Source organism: Flavobacterium sp. KH_001 (genome assembly GCF_057840745.1).
In genome coordinates this window covers 3,011,752-3,029,805 of record NZ_CM174520.1, presented here as the reverse complement: position 1 = coordinate 3,029,805, position 18,054 = coordinate 3,011,752, and the positions used below count along the sequence as shown (strand labels likewise).

At 30.6% G+C, this 18,054-nt stretch carries 19 protein-coding genes; 2 read left to right on the top strand and 17 right to left on the bottom strand.

The features are described from left to right. Window positions 1–18 precede the first annotated feature (18 nt). The 17 genes from AC3ITQ_RS13060 to AC3ITQ_RS12980 form a co-directional block, all read right to left on the bottom strand. Window positions 19–351, bottom strand: coding sequence for a hypothetical protein (locus AC3ITQ_RS13060; protein ID WP_489234656.1), 333 nt, complete (start codon window positions 349–351; stop codon window positions 19–21). Window positions 352–364: 13 nt separating this feature from the next. Further along, window positions 365–760: a type VI secretion system tube protein TssD gene (tssD, locus tag AC3ITQ_RS13055; protein ID WP_489234655.1), complete on the bottom strand. Its 396-nt coding sequence runs from the start codon at window positions 758–760 to the stop codon at window positions 365–367. A 140-nt stretch (window positions 761–900) separates the two neighbouring features. Beyond that, on the bottom strand, window positions 901–1,287 hold the full coding sequence (tssD, locus tag AC3ITQ_RS13050; RefSeq protein ID WP_489234654.1) for a type VI secretion system tube protein TssD: 387 nt from the start codon (window positions 1,285–1,287) through the stop codon (window positions 901–903). A gap of 140 nt (window positions 1,288–1,427) precedes the next feature. After that, on the bottom strand, window positions 1,428–1,859 hold the full coding sequence (locus tag AC3ITQ_RS13045) for a GPW/gp25 family protein (protein ID WP_489234653.1): 432 nt from the start codon (window positions 1,857–1,859) through the stop codon (window positions 1,428–1,430). Between the two features lie 9 nt (window positions 1,860–1,868). Beyond that, window positions 1,869–2,582, bottom strand: coding sequence for a hypothetical protein (locus AC3ITQ_RS13040; RefSeq protein WP_489234652.1), 714 nt, complete (start codon window positions 2,580–2,582; stop codon window positions 1,869–1,871). Between the two features lie 52 nt (window positions 2,583–2,634). Next, on the bottom strand, window positions 2,635–3,159 hold the full coding sequence (locus AC3ITQ_RS13035; protein ID WP_489234651.1) for a hypothetical protein: 525 nt from the start codon (window positions 3,157–3,159) through the stop codon (window positions 2,635–2,637). Window positions 3,160–3,253: 94 nt separating this feature from the next. Then, a complete protein-coding gene (locus AC3ITQ_RS13030) occupies window positions 3,254–4,624 on the bottom strand; it encodes a DUF5458 family protein (protein WP_489234650.1) in 1,371 nt (456 codons plus the stop codon). Between the two features lie 11 nt (window positions 4,625–4,635). Further along, window positions 4,636–5,085, bottom strand: a complete 450-nt coding sequence (locus AC3ITQ_RS13025) for a hypothetical protein (RefSeq protein WP_489234649.1) — start codon at window positions 5,083–5,085, stop codon at window positions 4,636–4,638. A 45-nt stretch (window positions 5,086–5,130) separates the two neighbouring features. Continuing rightward, window positions 5,131–5,643, bottom strand: coding sequence for a type VI secretion system TssO (tssO, locus tag AC3ITQ_RS13020; RefSeq protein ID WP_489234648.1), 513 nt, complete (start codon window positions 5,641–5,643; stop codon window positions 5,131–5,133). Window positions 5,644–5,663: 20 nt separating this feature from the next. After that, complete coding sequence (locus tag AC3ITQ_RS13015) at window positions 5,664–6,833, bottom strand: hypothetical protein (protein ID WP_489234647.1); 1,170 nt, start codon at window positions 6,831–6,833, stop codon at window positions 5,664–5,666. A gap of 275 nt (window positions 6,834–7,108) precedes the next feature. Continuing rightward, window positions 7,109–8,131, bottom strand: coding sequence for an XAC2610-related protein (locus AC3ITQ_RS13010; RefSeq protein ID WP_489234646.1), 1,023 nt, complete (start codon window positions 8,129–8,131; stop codon window positions 7,109–7,111). A 3-nt stretch (window positions 8,132–8,134) separates the two neighbouring features. Continuing rightward, entirely contained in the window at window positions 8,135–10,222 is a 2,088-nt protein-coding gene (locus AC3ITQ_RS13005; RefSeq protein ID WP_489234645.1) for a glycoside hydrolase family 24 protein, read from the bottom strand. A gap of 15 nt (window positions 10,223–10,237) precedes the next feature. After that, window positions 10,238–10,714, bottom strand: coding sequence for a DUF4280 domain-containing protein (locus AC3ITQ_RS13000; protein WP_489234644.1), 477 nt, complete (start codon window positions 10,712–10,714; stop codon window positions 10,238–10,240). Window positions 10,715–10,733: 19 nt separating this feature from the next. Next, complete coding sequence (locus tag AC3ITQ_RS12995; protein WP_489234643.1) at window positions 10,734–11,492, bottom strand: hypothetical protein; 759 nt, start codon at window positions 11,490–11,492, stop codon at window positions 10,734–10,736. A gap of 213 nt (window positions 11,493–11,705) precedes the next feature. Further along, window positions 11,706–12,707 (bottom strand): TssN family type VI secretion system protein, encoded by a 1,002-nt coding sequence (locus AC3ITQ_RS12990; protein ID WP_489234642.1) that lies wholly within the window; start codon window positions 12,705–12,707, stop codon window positions 11,706–11,708. A gap of 1 nt (window position 12,708) precedes the next feature. Next, the gene (locus AC3ITQ_RS12985) at window positions 12,709–13,653 is read right to left on the bottom strand and encodes a hypothetical protein (protein ID WP_489234641.1); all 945 of its coding nucleotides are present in this window, start codon (window positions 13,651–13,653) and stop codon (window positions 12,709–12,711) included. Next, window positions 13,637–14,278: a C40 family peptidase gene (locus AC3ITQ_RS12980; RefSeq protein WP_489234640.1), complete on the bottom strand. Its 642-nt coding sequence runs from the start codon at window positions 14,276–14,278 to the stop codon at window positions 13,637–13,639. Before AC3ITQ_RS12980 ends, AC3ITQ_RS12985 begins: the two co-directional genes overlap by 17 nt. Window positions 14,279–14,537: 259 nt before the next feature. Here AC3ITQ_RS12980 and AC3ITQ_RS12975 point away from each other — a divergent pair, with 259 nt between their 5' ends. Together AC3ITQ_RS12975 and AC3ITQ_RS12970 are read left to right on the top strand one after the other, a co-directional pair. Further along, window positions 14,538–15,590 (top strand): PKD domain-containing protein, encoded by a 1,053-nt coding sequence (locus tag AC3ITQ_RS12975; protein ID WP_489234639.1) that lies wholly within the window; start codon window positions 14,538–14,540, stop codon window positions 15,588–15,590. A 5-nt stretch (window positions 15,591–15,595) separates the two neighbouring features. Beyond that, the gene (locus AC3ITQ_RS12970) at window positions 15,596–18,052 is read left to right on the top strand and encodes an AAA family ATPase (RefSeq protein ID WP_489234638.1); all 2,457 of its coding nucleotides are present in this window, start codon (window positions 15,596–15,598) and stop codon (window positions 18,050–18,052) included. Window positions 18,053–18,054: the final 2 nt, after the last annotated feature.

The following is an 18,054-nucleotide window of genomic DNA, read 5'->3' as shown; positions in this document are numbered from 1 at the left end:
TCCTGATTTTCAATTTCTTTATCTTTTATTAAAAAAATCACTTTCTTTATTGTATAAATAAATCCTGTTTTTATCTAAGTTTTTTTTGGAAAATATTCCACAAGAATCAGGTTTTCGCAACACTTTCTTTGCAGCATAATGGTCTCTTTTTAAAAGTATTGTAAAGGCTGAATTTGATTTTACTCTCATATTAAAATATCCAAGGCTATCCGTATGAGTGACATTATCATTAATGTTTATATAAACATTTTTAAGAGGTTTTTCTGTATCATAATCATACACATACCCCTGGAAATTATTATTCGAACAACTATACAATAATAGGATCAAGAAAATGAATTTGATTTTCATTTTGACATAACATTTAATTTAATTCGATCCAATTATTGAAGAATTTTGCATCGCCAAAAGTCAATTCTTTAGTTACTAATTCTAATGTTATTTTCATTGGTACTTCTGTTGTACTTGTAAATTGTTCATCGTAACTGATGCAATATGCTTTCTCAAACGTTAGTTCTTTCATTTTGCTTAAAGCATCTCTCCTATAAAAAACGATTTTACCATCTTTAGTTAAATCTCCGCTTAACATCCATGACAAAAAAAGACTGTTTTGGGTCGCTTCAATTATCATTTTAATAATCCCACCCTTTGCGTTTCCTGTTGGTTTACTTGCTGTATCTATATCTTGTTTAAAACTGATATTAAATTCAAGAACATTATACTCTTCTCCGTCAATATGTAATTTTGATAAAAAACTCATTTTATTTTATTTTTTAGATTATTAAAAAATATGTTTAGAAATAGTAATTCTGCAGTAATGAAATACTCCTAAAAAACAAAAAGGAAGCCCGATTGATGGACTTCCTTTGCTAATTTAAAATTTAATAAAAGCCCTAAATATTATACCCAAGCATTATCAAACTCACCTCCACCCATCGAAATCTTACGAGCAGAAATCATAAAAGTCTCCGTTAACGGATTCTCACTGTTATGATCAAAATTCTCCTTGTATTTCACCATATAAGCCTCTGTAAATTTGAGTTCTTTCAAAGTAGCATTAGAATCACGTTTGATGAATTTCACTGATCCATCCTTTCTTTCAAAGTTGTTAGTCATCCATTCAAATAATTCCGTGCTACCTGTTGACTCTACTTCGATCATAATTCTTCCTCCACGTGTAACTGTAGATGGGCGACCTGAAGCATCTGTTTCCTGAGCTAAATCATAACTTACCTGTAATACTTTGTAGTCCTTTCCGGCTACTGTCAATGATGTTAAAAACGACATAATAAAAATTTTAATTATTAATCTATTTATTTATATCGTAAATATATAAAATAATTCCTACTTATATCACAAGTTTATAAATATTAACTTACAAAATATGCCGTCGCCGTCAATAATGATTTAATGAAGTAAAATCTATTTTATTTATAAGATAGTGGCCCAACAAAAAAATAACCTCTGAAATTAAAGTCCCTATTAGTGCTTTTGATTATACCTTCAATTATTATATCGACTTTCTTTTTTGCTCTGCTTACTTCATCAACAATAAATACAGTTTCAGATAATTCCACTTTTAATTCATTTACTTTAATTCGTCTTTCATGTAGAAATAAAGACTCTTTCATCGTTTTGGAGATTATCTCTTTCAACGTATTTTCATTAATTAATAAATCAAAATCAATCTCCCAAATTTTAGACCCATAGGTTTCATCAAACTTGCATTCTCCAAAGGTTGTTGTAGCCAGCAATATAATCTGCTGCGCTATCGAATGCTCAATAGACGTTTTTTCTATTTCTTTTTTTTGAATAATATCATTAAAATTGATTGGTAGTTTATAAAAAGCTCCTTTCATTTTTCTTTTTTAAATGTAAATCAACCTATTTACTTGTCCCTTTTTATTTGTTTCCATTACTCTTGAAACCTTTTTCCTCCTAACAATATAAAGTTTAACTTTAGGAGTTAGTCGTAAAAATTTCTCCCGATATAAAATATCTCCAATAAATCGCGTTCCTTTTTTCTCATCGACTATTACGAAATAACTTATTCCTTTTTTAATCTGAAGTGCATTTATATCTCCCGCAAAAATTTGAATGTTTTGTACTCCATTCTGAAAGGTATAAGTAAGTTCTTCGTTATTTAGTTTCCTATATTTAGTAATCTCAAAACTTTCTATCTTTTCTATAAAAGGTTCAAAAGGAATATTTTCGAAAAGAAAATTTTTGGGGCCTAAAAAATTTAATCCCAAAAAACTCCACAAACCTTTTTTTACTTTTTGCTCTTTAAAAAAATAAGTATCACGTGTGACTTTATAAACTTCCTTTTCATTGGTTTTATCATCAGTTACAATCATTTGATAGATCGGAATTTCAATCTCTACAGGAACTTCTGTTTTACCTAAATTTGTTTTTAAATTTACAGTTCCTATTTCCAGTTCTGAAATAGTAATACTGATTGTATGTTGTTTTAAAGCTGAATCGGTCTTCACAATCACTTCTCCTTCTCCACTTCCTGCATAAAAAACAGAGCCATTGTTTTCTGTCAGCCCTAAGGATAGATTCAATTCTGGAATTGGCATATATCTATTTTTAAAATGAATTAACTATTAAACACTAATATTCAAGCAACCCTTAACGGTTTTGAACTTTATAGAGCTTCAAACAGTTCAAATAACTTTTAATATTTCGATTATCATCTCCATTTGGATTAAATTCATAATCTTTTTTGAGAGTAAAGAATTTTATAGTATTAATATCATTAGATATCATTTTTTTCACATCTCTACTTCTAAGTTGTATGACTGCAGTTCCATCACAATTCACTATGAAAGAATTTTTTAAAATATACATTTCCCCATTTTTAAAATAAAGTTCTAATGGTTGTTTTTGTTTAACGCATACATTATATGTGAAGATTTTAAAGAATAAAAAGATCTTTCTCTTCCTTTTACCTAATTGAAATACTGCATACTCGAAATCTTCATTATAGACACGCAATAAAATTGGTCTCGCACTAGCAAATTTTTTCCCATTCAGTAATAATTCATTTTGTGAAATGGAACATTTTGAAGTATCTACCGTATTTACTTTCTGCGCAAAAAGTGAAAATGAACTAGAAAACAACACAACTAAAAGTAAATTTTTAAAGGCCTTCATGAATTTGAGTTATTTGGTTTTGATCAATCAAAAGATTAATATTTGGTAAAAAAGGAAACACAAAAAATGTGCTTCCTTTCACATTATTAAAGGTCTACTTTTGTTCGTAATCGGTATCCCATTCCGTTCCCTCATCTCCTTTATGACCATCCATTTTTATAAGGAAATTTTTGGCGGGAAAATAGGGTTTCATATGAATATCCATGTAAATTCTATCTTTTTGAATTGGATCCTGTTCGAATCTTCTAATCTCAAAATTTTCAATTAATTTATCCGGACCTGTAATTCCATCAAGGAAACTTACAATTTGATTCATAATCTCTTTACGAGTTTTGGCTGTAAAATTTTCAAATGCTCTACGATTCAGAAAATCCATTAATACTTTTGTCACATAATCAAAAACACGAACAACAGAATAAGTCTGAAGACCTAAATTGTCGCCATTGAACAATGTTTTAGCTGAAAAAGCCATTACTTTTCCGTATTCATTTACCATTGGAACTAAACCGAGATTTTCAAGATTTGCAATTTCACTTTTCTTAAGATCAAATTTTACTCCATCAACTTCATTTATTCCTCCAAACTTTTTACCCGCAGTAACCTGAGACATTAATGTTTTGTATATTTTTCCTGCCAACGCTCCTGATGGTGCAACATGTAAATCTTCATTTTCACCAATTTGATCAAATCTTCCACGGCCCACTAACCAGTTACAAGTCATAATTACATTTGAACGGTAAGCATCACCACCAGTTAATGAAGCTCCATCAAACATTTCAATTACATCATCCGGTTCATCAAGATGCTCAAAATCGGTAACTAACATTACTTTATTTTCATGCGCAATTTTAGCCCACTTTTCTATCACTTTATTAGATCCTAAATATCCAGGAATAACTAATATTCCGTAGTTATTCTTAAGATCTAAACGATCATAATTATCTACCAATTCTGAGTGAATTGCATCAATGAAACGAGTGTTGTCTAAATCTTTTAATTGTTCTAAATCTGCATTTACAATTGTAACATTTTTAACTTTATCCGTTTCTGTATTTTTGAAAAACAATGCTACAGTTCTATAAGAACCTTCAATTTCTCTCGTATCTTCAACTGCTTTGGCAAGATTCTTTTTTAACAAAGCTTCTGATTCTTTGCATTTATCCTCGCATTGAGCGACCATATCTGTCAGGGCTTCATTATTGCTTAAAACTGCTGACCATAATTCTAAAGTCTTTTTAAGAGTTTCTCTTTCTTTACATTTATTAAGTTCTCCCAGAAAAATTTTTCTTCTTGCTTTTCTTTCAGGATTAAGGTTTTGAATGCCTTCAATCGCCATTTCCAATAAATCAAAACCACCGAATTTAGCCAGTTTTTCAACATTTTTTTCAATTGAACTTCCTGCTTGTTTACGTTCTAAAACTGCAGTATCTAAACTGTCGTTTTTAATTGCTTCTTTATTCGACATATTATATCCTTTTATTTATTTTCTTTTAATTCATTAATTAACGTTGCAAGACTATCTAATAAAGCTTTTTTAGCATCTGGGTCTTCTAGAGCTCCTTTCAAAATTTTATTTGCTTTTAACTGACGAATAATTTTTTGATATTGATCTTTTTCCGTTTCTAAATCAGATAAAAAATTGCTTTGAGCAGTTATCCCCTTTACGCCAAAATCTCCTAAATTTTTAAATTTTAAGGCCTCTACTTTTGTAGTTCCATCTGCAGTTTCAAAATTTACTTTTACTTCCGGCTTAAAATGTTCAAAAGCTTTTTCAACATTTGTTATACCTTCAACCAATTCTGGTTTAATAGGCGAATCGACTGTTAATTTTTGAGCAACTAATGTTCTGTTTTGAGGGATTGCGCTGATTGCTTCATCTGCATCTAGTTTTACTTCATTGCCTCCAATTCCATAATTTGATAACATAATTTTTAATTATTTAATTATTACTATTACTCTTTACTCTTCTAGTTATTGATTCTGATAAATTTGACGACAGACATCTAAATCCCGGCTTACTTTTTCTAATTCTTCTTTATAAGTTTTAGCAGACTGATTCAAACTGTCAATTAAATTTGAATTGTGTGTGAGACTTCTGATCTGCTTTTTATAATCAATAATATTTTTGTATGCTAAAATGATGTTGTTATAAAGTCTCTTATTTTCCGTTGTATCTTTTGGAATCTTCTGATAAATATTGGCTACCATAACATTGGCAAGACGCTGTTGAAAATCATTATCTACTTTTGGAGAGTTAATTGAATCGATTGTCATTCTAACGCTGTCAATTTTTATCGAAAAATTAGTTTGATAATCGTATTCTCTTTTCATCATTTCATTTTCCGCTTTCAACATTTTATTTTCAGCCAAAGGCATATAAAAATTGAAGGAAACAGCCATTAGCATTACTGAAAAAGTGATTATAAATGCTACTAAAAAAGCTATGAAGGCTTTTTGACGTTCTTTTTTGTTTAATACTTCCATAATTAATATTTGATTTATAATTAATCTTTCATGAAGAAACCATGTCTTTTCGGATTGTGAACGATATCTTTTTTCTCTGTTTCTGCAACAAACAATTCTATGTTTTCTTTCTTCTTTCCGATATAATCTAGTTTGCTTAATGTTTCAAAAAGCTTCTCAATTTTAGAAAGAAAATTCATTGTCAGCGTTGCCGTTTGATCTATATGAACATGATCATATCCTGTATTGATAAGAGTTGTAAAAAGTATTTCCAAATCGCCCTGTGAAAGATCACACCACTCTGCAAAATAATTTAGAAGCTCCTCTTTTCCTGCTCCAGACTTAGAATCGATAAAATTCTTCATCACCCTGGCGAATGAAACGACAACGCTCAACATTGAGGCAGGATGTTCATGTAATGAAAACCAGCGGAACTGTGTCAGGCAATTACCCAAATAATAGCCGGCGCTGTCTGCTAATTGCATTACTGTTTGAGGTAAAATCCCATTTTGTTGGCTTCGGTTGATTTTTTGAGAAATCTGTACCGAATAAATTTCTATCTGACCAAAAGAGCGCGCGATCTGCGCCTGCATATCAACTAATTTTGGATGACAAGCAACTGTTATCGATGGTGGAATATAATTTTCATCCAAAGCTGTAGTATCGCCAATCAACACTTTTCCAATTGCCAAATAATATCCACCATAACCTATTCCAGATCTAAACTCTTCGGCTTTTATTAGATGTAGTTTATATTCTGGCTGAGTGTACGGATATCGTGGCGGAACCTCATCTGGATCAGGCTCTCCAAACGGAATCCGTTTCTTCGAATTAACTGATATACAAGCCAACAAAACTAATTGTTCTCCTTCTTTTATCTCATACGTTTCTTCCGGATAAGGAACCTGCAGATCCAACGTATCCGTATTACTTCTACTGATTTCGATTCGTGAACCATTTGGAGTAATGGCATGACATTCTTCCACACGAACGCGAAGCAATTTATGATTATCGATTCCCAAGGTAATTTTTGTCGATTCCTTATTCTGATTTCCAGAATCCAACAGTCCATAACTCATCGGAGTAGCACGGATTCCAATTGCATCATTTACCAATTCAGAAACATTGTCCTGCATTGCCAAAAAATGGCTTTTATTGATCTTCATCCCATCAATCCAGTTTACGGGAAAATGATTTAGTTTTTCTATCATATTTTTTTACTTCTTATAATAATTGTTTAGTTTATTCCATAGCGAAATGCCTCATGTAATTTGATTACATAAGGTTTTTAAGCTTAGTTAGAAGCAGTGCTTATAGTTAGCTTAAGTTGTTTTTGGAAAGTGTTTTATGTGGTATTGTGGAAATATTGATTTCTTTTGTTCTACGAAATCTTCTGCAGAAGTGAGTGAACCGCTCCCTAGAATAATATAAATAAATCGTAAAATATTTTACATTCACACTCAAGATACGCGTTGGCATAAGATTTTTATTTTATATCTTCTTGCTTTGATTGAATTAAATCCCACTGATTATTCTTCTTTAATTGATAAATCATTTTATTTATTTTACAACATCCAACAGGATTCACAGTTATAAGTATTTTCTCTTCTAGATTAATCTTAAAAGGGAAAAGACCATTTTTAAGCGGGAAACTATCATCTTCAAAAAACTCTCCTTGCTTATTTTGAAAAAAATACGAAAATAATATACCTCCATTTCCTCCTATATCCCATATATAAGCAAAATCTTCCAGTCCATCAAAATTATAATCTGCTATTATAAAATTATGATGATTTTCAAGGCCTTCTTCTATGCTTTTTTCCTTTTTAAAGTACGAAATCGCATCACATGGTACATCATTAAATGATAACCATGAACTAGGTTCAAAACGAATCTCTTGAATTTTGGAAGGATTATTTTTTTGAGTTATTATTATTTTTGCTATCAATGGATTTAAATTCTTTTCCTGATTTTCAAAATCAGTTCCTATTATTTTAAAATTAAACTTGGATGAGAGACCATTCATTTCACATATTAACCCTTTAGTGATTTCTTTTTGTTCGCATTTCCTTTTTTTAATCTTATTTAATTTTAGCTTATTCACATACATATCTCTTTGGTAATTATCTAAAATCCATTCAGAAATTCCTTTTTCCTGGTCTATCCATTTAAATCTATAATAAGAAGCTTCTTTTTTATCTAAATATAAATAAGTAATCCCATCTTTTTCCTTTACATGATCAATTTTAAAATCTGAATCCTCCATAGGAGTTTCATTATGTATTGTAGAACTAGTGGCTGTAATTGATTTTGGGATATCAGCACAATACAAGTACTCGTTATTTTCTTTCTCCACAAATAACCATGTTCCAGAATATTGTTTGAAATCTTTTAATTTTATATTAATACTATTTCTTTCATTTAATACATTATCTTTTTTATCTTGAGAATTACATGAACTTAAAGTAAGTACAGATGTTAGTACGAATACAATTATTGAACTTCTCATATTTTAATTTTTTCTAATTTGTGTTACTGTATAAAAATTACCATTATAAACAGTTTTCCCTTTTAGTGAGTTGTCTGAAGTATCTAAATATAGGCGATTATTTTCACTAGTTCCCTTTTTCTCAAAACTAGTACCGACGTCATAAAATGAATAATAAATTTTTCCATCATCACATCCCCTACTAATTATTATAATAAAGTGGTCAGTTGAATGATCAACATTATTATTAATTTTATAATTTAAATCATGATCTACACCAACCTGAACAGGATTTCCTTTATCCAATTCAGAATCTAAATAATCGACAGCTTTTTTAGAAACTTCTTTATCTACAATTAATTTTGTATGTGTTTCATTTTCAATTGCAGTTTGAAACAATCTTGAAAGTGAGGTAGCTTTTAGTCCATTTTTTATTAATATATCATCACAAGTTTTTTTACAAGCTTTATCTTGTAAAGCTTTGTTTCCCCACTTTGAATCATATTGACTCTGCCATTTAACCTTATCAGTAAGGTCAATATGTTTCTTTTTACACGATTTACAATTTTCAGTATCTTGTGATATATTATCATCATTACAGCAATTGTAACCAAACTCTTTAAGAAAGCCTTTCTTTATATATAAATTTGTCATTCCAGCGAGTTCTTCTTTTAAACATCTTTCATATTCTTTTAATGCTCCATCCATTGTTTGAGTTGGTTGTCCATATCGTCCAGGTGGCAAACTTGCCCACTCATAACTTCCATATTTCTCAAGAGCTTCCTTAATTTCATTTTTAATTATTAAATCTAGACTTCCTTTTCTTTTGTGCTTCAAAATTATTACGCACAATTTATCTTGTGATTCATTTTTAAAATCTTTTATATTATATCTTTTTATATAGTCATGATCCTGTTCATAAACTCCGGCTTTTTTATTATTAAGGTCAAGCTTTTCCCCATTTAACCAATAATAGCTATATCCCATAATTTGATAAGCTCCTGCAGCTGATGAGTAGTAATTACCTGAATGTATTATTTTTTGTGGATGATTACTCATGTCAGAAAAACTTCCACCACCAAATTGTTTTGTATATCCATTTTCTCCCTGAGTTCCCTCGCCTTTTCTTAACATTCTCATAAATGCTCGAACACGAGCCTCAGCCACACAAATTCCATTTTTATTATCTTTCTTACTTCCCCAAACGCCTCCCACATTAACCGTCATATAACTGTTAATCTTTTCAATAAACGGATCTTTCCAGATTTCTTTTTTCACAGAAACTTTCTGCTCATGATAATCATGAACTTTATTGTCCGATTTTGCAATTCCTTTTTCTTCTTTTTTAGAAGGGCCTTTTTTCTCCGCAGGAGTTTGCTTTTTAGGAGCTTCTGGTTTATAATCAGGATTGGGGACATTTGCATTTTTACTTGGTACTCGTTTTGAAATTTTTTCAAAGATTTCGGCAGTTACATAGTATTCATGAAATTCTCCTTCGTTTTTGTCGCCTTTAGCTAATTTCGCATTTGCCAGCCAGGCATGACTAGGATTTAGATAAAATTTAGCATAAGCTATTCCGTTTAAAATGTCGCTTTTTTTAGTTTCGATCTTTACATTAGTTGTGTTTTGTTTCGTTTTATCTCCATCGTCTTCCCATAAAGTCACTTTTACAGGCAACAATTCCATATCTACACAATGTACTTTGGCAATTATCCAATCTCCATATGCAAATGATCTTGCAGGTTTATTATAATTATTATCTAATAAATCAACATGTAATATTTTTCCTTGTGTGGCTTTTTCTGTTTTTATATCAAGAACAGCTTTTTCGCCATTTGCCTCGACCAGCATTCGTATTCCTTTTCTGGTCAGGCTTTTTTGAGAAAAAGTATAAGGTACCGTTATTCCTGTCTTGTTATTTTCAGATCTTTTTGACCATGAACTTCCGTTAAATGTCCAAATACTCCATTTAATTTGCTCATCAGATAAACTTTGAAATTGTGATGGATTCAATAAAGCAGAATTAAAGGCTCCAAAAAAATCATTAATTGAGTAATATTCTTTTACACCTACTACAGGATTGGCTTTTCCAAATATTTTTAATTTTGCCATAATCTTATTAATTGTTTAAAAGCAGATCAAATCTTCTTCTAATTCATCAGGATTTAATAATGGATTGATTTGTTTTAATACATCACGATCTGCATTTTTTGTTTGTTGCTTGCCTACTTCGGCTTTTTGCCCGTGCTTGGTAATTTCTATGCAGTCAGAACCGCCAATTGGACAGGTCGCTTTACTATTTTCTACAAGTATTTTGCCTTGATTACTCAATGTTATTTTTTCATAAAAATTACTCCATTTTGTTATTACAGCCTGACACGGTTTATAACTATTGCCTGTTGGCTGAAGCTTGCAATTGCCAAAAGTATTTTTCTCCAATGTTTGCCCTAGATCTTTTGTACTTGCAATCAATTTTTTATCTGCACCCTTATCGTTTGCAAAATGTTTCTTTTGCGATTTAATCTGCAAAATATCAGTTTGAGGTTTTTCGCTAAACTTGCATTTGCAGGTAGCGCCGTGTACAACAACATATTTTTCGCTCATAATTTTTAAAGCTTTATTTCTATACTATACGTGATATTGCTGAATCTAAAATGATTTTACCTTCGTCCAAATTTCTAACACTAATGTTGATCTGTCTAGATACCGCCATTTCCATATTACATTCTAACTCTATCTTTTCAATGATGTAATTATTGGGATTCAAAATGTAATCTGCGCTATAACTTCCATGTCTAAATTCATCCTCAAGTTCTCCTTTCTGCATTACTTCTATCTGATTCAACTCATTTAAATACGGATTGACTGATTGTGTAATCAAAAATTCGATATCTTCAACTTCCGCAATTGCAGGAAAATACAATTTCTTTTCAGTTTCAAATTTTCTTGTGTATACTGTATGTATCCCGTTAAAAAAGACTCTTAAAAACCAATTACCAGCCATAAAATCAATTAGAGATTTATCGTCGGCTATTGCATCTTCAATATTTTTAGCCAGCATTTCGAATATTTTTCCGCCAAACGACTCTTTAATATCTTCTTTTTGGTTTCCCCATCTTTCTTTTAGTTTATCGTAACTATTTAAGTCGATCCACTTTCCGTATTTATTTACTACTATTCTTAACGGATATAAAAGTTGCGCAGTTTTCTCGGCTACTATATAAACTTTATTATCTACAGGTTTTCCATCAATTAATAATTCAGAAATTTTATCTACCTCAATAAAATGATAATCATCTTGTTTGGTATCAGGCCTTAATCTTCTCAAACTAAAATTCTGCTCTAAGCTTTGTATCACTTCTCCTTTCTTAATGGTATACATAACCAAATATTTATGATTGAGTTCAAAAGGGCGAAAAGGCAATATAAAATCCTCACTTATAAAGAGAACTTGATGTCTTTTATTTTCTTCCATTATTTGCCACAATTAAAAGGTTTAAGTCGTTTATTAAATCAATTTTTAAGGCATCTCACTTTCGGATTTTATCAGGAGAATATTGATTTTGAAAATTATAAATTGAACTACTTATTTTAATTATTTTATATTTCTATCTTGAATTTCAGATTCCTTTAGTTCGTCAATTTTTCTCTGTTCTGCACCTTCGTTTAATGTTTCAATACCATAAACTTTTTGATCTATTTTTTTCTCTTTTTTATTCTTTTCATTTTTTTCTATCTCACGCTGACATATCACTACCGAATTTTCAGTAATACCATTTATCCCCACATAATAACCAGCATCTACATACTTTGTTTTTTCATACCATTTAGGCTGTAGATAAAAAACCCAATTATAATTTTGACCATCAGACTGTGTTAATTCTATTATATCATTTTGATTATATCTATTATAACCTGTAATTGTCAAATAAAATAAACGCCCAAAATCAACTTTCAAAGGAGCTTGGGTTCTAATTGAAGCGTACTCTTCATTACTTTCTTCTTTCCTTATTAATAATGTTATCAATAATATATCTTCCATCTCTGTACCTTCAATTGGCTTATAAGAAGCTTTTGGTGTCCATGTAATAAATTTTCGAGGCGGTATCTGCATCATATAATTAAACACCACATAAACTCCAGTTGGCACAATAAAAATTATAAAATGTGAGCACATTAAAAAAGTAAGTTCAATACCGTTTAAAGCTGTGTAAATTATAATGAATAGTAAACTCGAATAAAGCATGATAAGCAACGAAAACAACAATTCAATGCCGACCGATTTCATATTAAACTCTTCAAAATACCATCGATACAGCCAAACATGTAGTATCCCAAATAAGCCCGAAGTTATCTGATAAAATAAAAATTCATCGGAAAGTTCATTGAACAATTTATTATAACCTAAAAAGGCGACTAAAGCATAAATAAGTACGAACGAGAAAATATAGATGTAAAATTTCTTCTTATATGTTATAGCAAAATCTTTTACTTTATCACTGAAAAACATGGTAAGTATCACACTCAAAGCAATAATTACTACTAAAAATACAATGAGCCTAATATCTATAAGCCCTACTAAATGCTTCTTTATCATTTTATATTCTTGTTGTATAACCCAACACTGGCTGTTTACTAAAATTGAAATCTTCTGTTTCTTTGTTCATTAATAAAACTGTTTTAACTTCAACTTCCATCGGAAAAAAGTGTTCATAAAAGCAGTCTATAAACTGTTTGACTTTTCCATTATGAATATAACTTTCAAATGTTTGGTTTATAATTGGGCCTATCTGTATTGTAACATTCATAGAATAATCCATGTAATTATTTCCACATATAAAATCGACTCCCACCCTGTTTTCTCCTAAATATATCTGTTCGCTTTCATCGCTATATTCTTTAAAAGTAGTTGTCGTGTAACTCACTTTTTCTTCCATTATACTTGCCAGACAACGACAAGACAAATCAATATCTCCCACAATCTGATACGCATAAGGCAAAACCTGAATGAACTTTGATACTAATATCGATGGATAATTTTGTGACAAACCCCAAAAATCATAAAAGAAATCAAGTGGTTTACTGCCATTCAGTTTATATAGAAAATCCCTTTCTACACTTTCCACCTTTGTTCTGTAATGAAAAATCTCATTCTCGAACGGCGCAAAAAACTTACGAGCTTCTAATTCTTGTTTTTTCTGATGTTTATGTTCCCTGATCATCTGATCGACAGATTTATCAGTATTATTCTCTGTCAAACTGTGCACAAATCCTTCAGGAAGCATGTCATACAAACCATCTCTAGATAATTCTATATTCAAATATTCTCTTTTTTCATAATTCTCATCTTGAATATTCGCTCCAATAATATCACTACGATATGCTCTTGAGAATTGACCAAGATTAGAAATCGTGAAATCTTCAGAAATTATATCTCCATTATTAATGAGCTCATTGGCAACAATCTCTGCCCTGATGTCATAAGGGATATTCTTAACTTCCTCTACTAGCTCTTCAAGACTTTTTTTACTTTTTCTTTGCATCTTCATTAATCCTTCCTGCTCCTATATATCGTAATTGAAAATATTCATCATTAAAATTGTAGATCCCTAATCCCTTGTCTGTACAGGCCAAAATGCGATCGTTATGTAAATACAGGCCAACATCTGAAATAGGATGATCTTTATCATATCTAAAAAAAACCAAATCCCCTTCTGTCAAAAAAGTTCTTCCGGTGAAAATCTGAATCGATTTTGATTTCCACATTCCTGCAGGATCTTTTGGAAGCGTAACTTTGTAAACATCACTGTACAGAGATTGCAAAAAATAAGAACAGTCAATTCCTTTTTTAGAAAAACTTTTCTCTTTATAAGGTGTATTAATCCACAGATCTATATAATTATACAATTTATAATCTTTGATTTTGCTTGGTATCACGGCTAATACAATCGAGTATTTTTCTTTCAGAGCTAAAATAGCATCACTGAGATTCTCTGAATTATCATTTACAATTGTTCTATTTTTTAATCCTGTCTCTTCCATTTGAGCATCCTTTTTTAATAATTCTAAAGAATAATCATATTTAAATGGAATTTGAGCTATGTACTTTTTATTACTGCATGCGAGCAACAAGTACATTGCCGGCATCAATAAAATTAACTGCCTCATAAAAATTTTGTTTAATTATTTTATTTGTCTTAAAAATGGCTGGCGCAAAATTTTGCTTGTGGATTTTTATCTAAAGCTAATTGCGAAGTGGTATTTTTTTAGCTTAGGACCTTAAACCATTATGTAAACATAATATTACAAACGTAATAAAATTTTCTACAAAATCATAACAATAAAAATAAATTTTATAGTATTTATTTTACAATAATAAAATAAATAAATCTATTTTTGTAATTAAATTCTTAATTAAATTTAAAAAATGAATGGAAAGAATATAGATATTAGAGTTGTTTTCTTCTTTGTTGCTTTACTGCTAATCGGAATAATTTCATTTATAATTCAGTTTTTCAATCATGTCGATTGTGAAGATGCCAAATACTATATTTTTTCAGATCAGTCAAAAAGTGAAGAACCTATCGAATTTTATGACAAAACCCCAAATGCAAAATCATGGAAATGGGATTTTGGAGATGGATCATCTCCTGATAAAAGACGGCATACCTTTCATACCTACAAGGCACCAGGGAACTATTTTATTACGCTCACAATAAATGGAGAATGTGTTCATACATATGAGCTCATTTTGAAGGATAAATATGAAATTGACAAGCTCGCTACGCCACAAATTATTGCTTCTAAAATTATAACTGTTGGACAACCTACCTATTTTAATTCTATTTCAGAAGATGCCAAAACGTGGGAATGGGCATTTGGAGAAAACAGAGGAATTGATGAAACTTCAGCAAATCCAGTATATACGTTCTCCACGCCAGGTGAAAAAACCATTACATTAGTCGTAAATGGTAATTTTAGAAGTGTTGCGAAAAAAATAATTTATGTTCATCCAAAAGTGATAAAAAAGACTAATCCGCTCGATATAACCTCTTATATATATGAAAAAAAAGCTGATGCATTTTACTTGCCAAGAGGGACGGTAAAAAAAGATCCGCTTGAAGATATGTTGCAATATGTGCCCGTCGCCCCAAAAACTAAAACTCAAAAAGATAGCATTGTTGCAATTAAAAAAGCACCTAAAATATCAGAAGACCAATTTGAAATTTTATTAAATAAAGTGGCAGAAGGCAGTAAAGTAAAAGATGATTTCACAGAATATTTATGTGATGATTTAGATATTCCAATTGTGAAAAATGATACCGATTTATTGACTTTCGCGCAATTGTGTTCTGCTATTAAGGGGAAAAAAATCAAGATTGAGTCTATTCGATTAAACAAGGACAAACAGAATAATTGTATTAAGGGTTTAAACATCAATTATAAAGTAAAAAAATACATGATCTGGGTAAAAGATTAAATTATATGGAAGCAGAAAAAAACATATTTAGTGCCGAATTAGTGAGTGCATTTGAAATTGCAAAAAAAATAGCGAAAGCCAATTTAAATAAATATTACTCAGCCTCGCATCTCTTAAAAGCAATTTTGAGCCGAGATCTTTCTCTTTTGAAACGATTGGAAACAATGGGCAAAGATGTCTATTATCTTGATGAATGGGCGGAAGTACGCATGGAAGAAGAGCCAAAAACAACTCCGGTTTTTGATATAGAACCAAGCCATAGTATTGATCAAATTATCAATGAAGCCGAATCAATAAGAGAAATTCTAAATGAAGATGAAATAAGTCTTTATGCGATTATTATTGCTTTAAGTTCACCGGGAGTAGGTTTTAATTTTGATCAGATGAAAACGTATCCAATTTCCAGAAATGAATTATTAGAAGGCCAAGCAAGTATTCTACAAGAAGCAAATTTCTTAAAACAAGAAATAAAAAAAGGCTTTTTAAGTAAATATTGCATTCATAAAAACATTGAGAATAAGCCAAACAAAATTAATGCTGTTGGCAGGGAAATAGAGTTAAACGTGATAAAAGAGATTTTGTGCCGTTTCTCTAAACCAAATGTATTATTAATTGGCGAAAGCGGGGTTGGAAAATCAATCATAATTGAAACTTTGGTTCAAAATGTTATTTCTAATCAAATACCTGACATTTTAAATAAAGTTCAGCTCTTTGAATTGGATTTATCTTCTTTAATTGTTGGTGCATCATACAAGGGTGAGATCGAGGATAGGTTAAAAAACTGTATTCAGGAACTCAAACAATTTCCGAAAGCAATTCTTATTATTGAAGAAATCCATACTTTATTAGATAAAAATGGAATCGATTCTGGCATTTCAAATGTCCTGAAAGGAGAATTAGCAAAGGGATTAAATATTATCGCTACTTCGACTATTGCAGAATACACCAAGCAAATTCAAAAAATTTATGGACTTTCAGGTATGTTTGAAATTGTAAAATTAGAGGAATCCAATGATACAACTTTATTCCGAATGATTCGTGAATCGATTAAAAGTTATCAAGAACATCATAAAATAAAAATTGATGATGAGACCATTTCAGAATCTATAAGATTATCACGAAGGTATTTAAAAGAAAAAAGCCTTCCTGAATCTGCTATTAATTTGATTGATCATACAATGTCAGTTTTAAAAACTTCTGGAGAGACTTTCTTAAAGGAAAAACAATCTCTTTTAAATAAATTAATGCTTTTAAAGCAAAATGAACTAATTTTATCTGAAGAACAATTAATTAAAGAAGCAAAGTGGTTTCTGACAGATTTGATTAATAAGACATCATTTTTATTGATTTGGGAAGACGAATTAGAAAATACCTATAAATCATCAGAATCTTTATTTACACATATTGAAAACTTAATCAGTACCATTGAAAAAAAGGCTCTAGACAAACGCGTTCATATCGAAGGTTTTGATTTATCTATTGTAATTTCAAATAAAACAGGTATACCAGTTGGAAAGCTAAAAAAAGATGAAAAATCAAAGTTAAATAATATTGAAGAAGTTTTAAGCCAAAGAGTCGTTGGCCAGGATCATTGTATAGCCACGGTTGCAGGTTCTATTTTAGAATCAAGATCAGGATTAAGTAAAGCTGGACAACCAATCGCCTCATTCTTTTTCTTAGGCCCAACGGGAACTGGAAAAACAGAATTAGCTAAAAGTCTGGCAGAATTTCTCTTTCAGGATGAAAATGCTATCATACGTTTTGATATGTCTGAATTTAAAGAAGAACATTCGGCTGCATTACTCCTTGGTGCGCCCCCAGGGTATGTGGGTTATATCGAGGGAAGCGTTATTGTAAATAAGATCAGAGAGAAGCCTTACTCGATTGTATTATTCGACGAAATTGAAAAAGCACATCCTTCTGTTTTTGACGTTTTTCTTCAAATTATGGATGAAGGAAAACTACATGACAGACTGGGAAAAGAAGGAGATTTTTCGAATGCAATTATCCTTTTTACTTCGAATATTGGAGCTGATCATATAGTTAAAACTTACAGTAAAGGTGAGATTCCAACATCAACTTCTTTAATAGAAATCATGGCGAATTATTTCAGACCAGAATTCTTAGGCCGTTTGACGGAAATTGTACCTTTCGTCCCTATCGCTAAGGAGAATGCTCTGAAAATCTTCGAAATTCATCTTAAAAAAGAATTTACAGACTTGCTTAGCAACATTAATTTAGAAGTTGAAATTCCAATAGATATTAAACTTTATTTAGCTCAAAATGGCTATAATGCACAATATGGAGCACGCCCTATAAAAAGTATCATAAGAAGTCATTTAAGAAGACCGTTAGCTAAGAAAATCATTTCAGGAGAAGTTAAAGATGGAGATAAAATGATCGTTACAATTGAAAATGACACAATAAAGTGGATTAAAAAAGACGTTTTATCTGAGCAATAAAT

What these genes read in the sequence shown, in the direction of transcription:
- AC3ITQ_RS13060 (WP_489234656.1), bottom strand. Translation starts at nt 351, where the DNA reads ATGAAAATCAAATTCATTTTCTTGATCCTATTATTGTATAGTTGTTCG.
- tssD (WP_489234655.1), bottom strand. Translation starts at nt 760, where the DNA reads ATGAGTTTTTTATCAAAATTACATATTGACGGAGAAGAGTATAATGTT.
- tssD (WP_489234654.1), bottom strand. Translation starts at nt 1,287, where the DNA reads ATGTCGTTTTTAACATCATTGACAGTAGCCGGAAAGGACTACAAAGTA.
- AC3ITQ_RS13045 (WP_489234653.1), bottom strand. Translation starts at nt 1,859, where the DNA reads ATGAAAGGAGCTTTTTATAAACTACCAATCAATTTTAATGATATTATT.
- AC3ITQ_RS13040 (WP_489234652.1), bottom strand. Translation starts at nt 2,582, where the DNA reads ATGCCAATTCCAGAATTGAATCTATCCTTAGGGCTGACAGAAAACAAT.
- AC3ITQ_RS13035 (WP_489234651.1), bottom strand. Translation starts at nt 3,159, where the DNA reads ATGAAGGCCTTTAAAAATTTACTTTTAGTTGTGTTGTTTTCTAGTTCA.
- AC3ITQ_RS13030 (WP_489234650.1), bottom strand. Translation starts at nt 4,624, where the DNA reads ATGTCGAATAAAGAAGCAATTAAAAACGACAGTTTAGATACTGCAGTT.
- AC3ITQ_RS13025 (WP_489234649.1), bottom strand. Translation starts at nt 5,085, where the DNA reads ATGTTATCAAATTATGGAATTGGAGGCAATGAAGTAAAACTAGATGCA.
- tssO (WP_489234648.1), bottom strand. Translation starts at nt 5,643, where the DNA reads ATGGAAGTATTAAACAAAAAAGAACGTCAAAAAGCCTTCATAGCTTTT.
- AC3ITQ_RS13015 (WP_489234647.1), bottom strand. Translation starts at nt 6,833, where the DNA reads ATGATAGAAAAACTAAATCATTTTCCCGTAAACTGGATTGATGGGATG.
- AC3ITQ_RS13010 (WP_489234646.1), bottom strand. Translation starts at nt 8,131, where the DNA reads ATGAGAAGTTCAATAATTGTATTCGTACTAACATCTGTACTTACTTTA.
- AC3ITQ_RS13005 (WP_489234645.1), bottom strand. Translation starts at nt 10,222, where the DNA reads ATGGCAAAATTAAAAATATTTGGAAAAGCCAATCCTGTAGTAGGTGTA.
- AC3ITQ_RS13000 (WP_489234644.1), bottom strand. Translation starts at nt 10,714, where the DNA reads ATGAGCGAAAAATATGTTGTTGTACACGGCGCTACCTGCAAATGCAAG.
- AC3ITQ_RS12995 (WP_489234643.1), bottom strand. Translation starts at nt 11,492, where the DNA reads ATGTATACCATTAAGAAAGGAGAAGTGATACAAAGCTTAGAGCAGAAT.
- AC3ITQ_RS12990 (WP_489234642.1), bottom strand. Translation starts at nt 12,707, where the DNA reads ATGATAAAGAAGCATTTAGTAGGGCTTATAGATATTAGGCTCATTGTA.
- AC3ITQ_RS12985 (WP_489234641.1), bottom strand. Translation starts at nt 13,653, where the DNA reads ATGCAAAGAAAAAGTAAAAAAAGTCTTGAAGAGCTAGTAGAGGAAGTT.
- AC3ITQ_RS12980 (WP_489234640.1), bottom strand. Translation starts at nt 14,278, where the DNA reads ATGAGGCAGTTAATTTTATTGATGCCGGCAATGTACTTGTTGCTCGCA.
- AC3ITQ_RS12975 (WP_489234639.1), top strand. Translation starts at nt 14,538, where the DNA reads ATGAATGGAAAGAATATAGATATTAGAGTTGTTTTCTTCTTTGTTGCT.
- AC3ITQ_RS12970 (WP_489234638.1), top strand. Translation starts at nt 15,596, where the DNA reads ATGGAAGCAGAAAAAAACATATTTAGTGCCGAATTAGTGAGTGCATTT.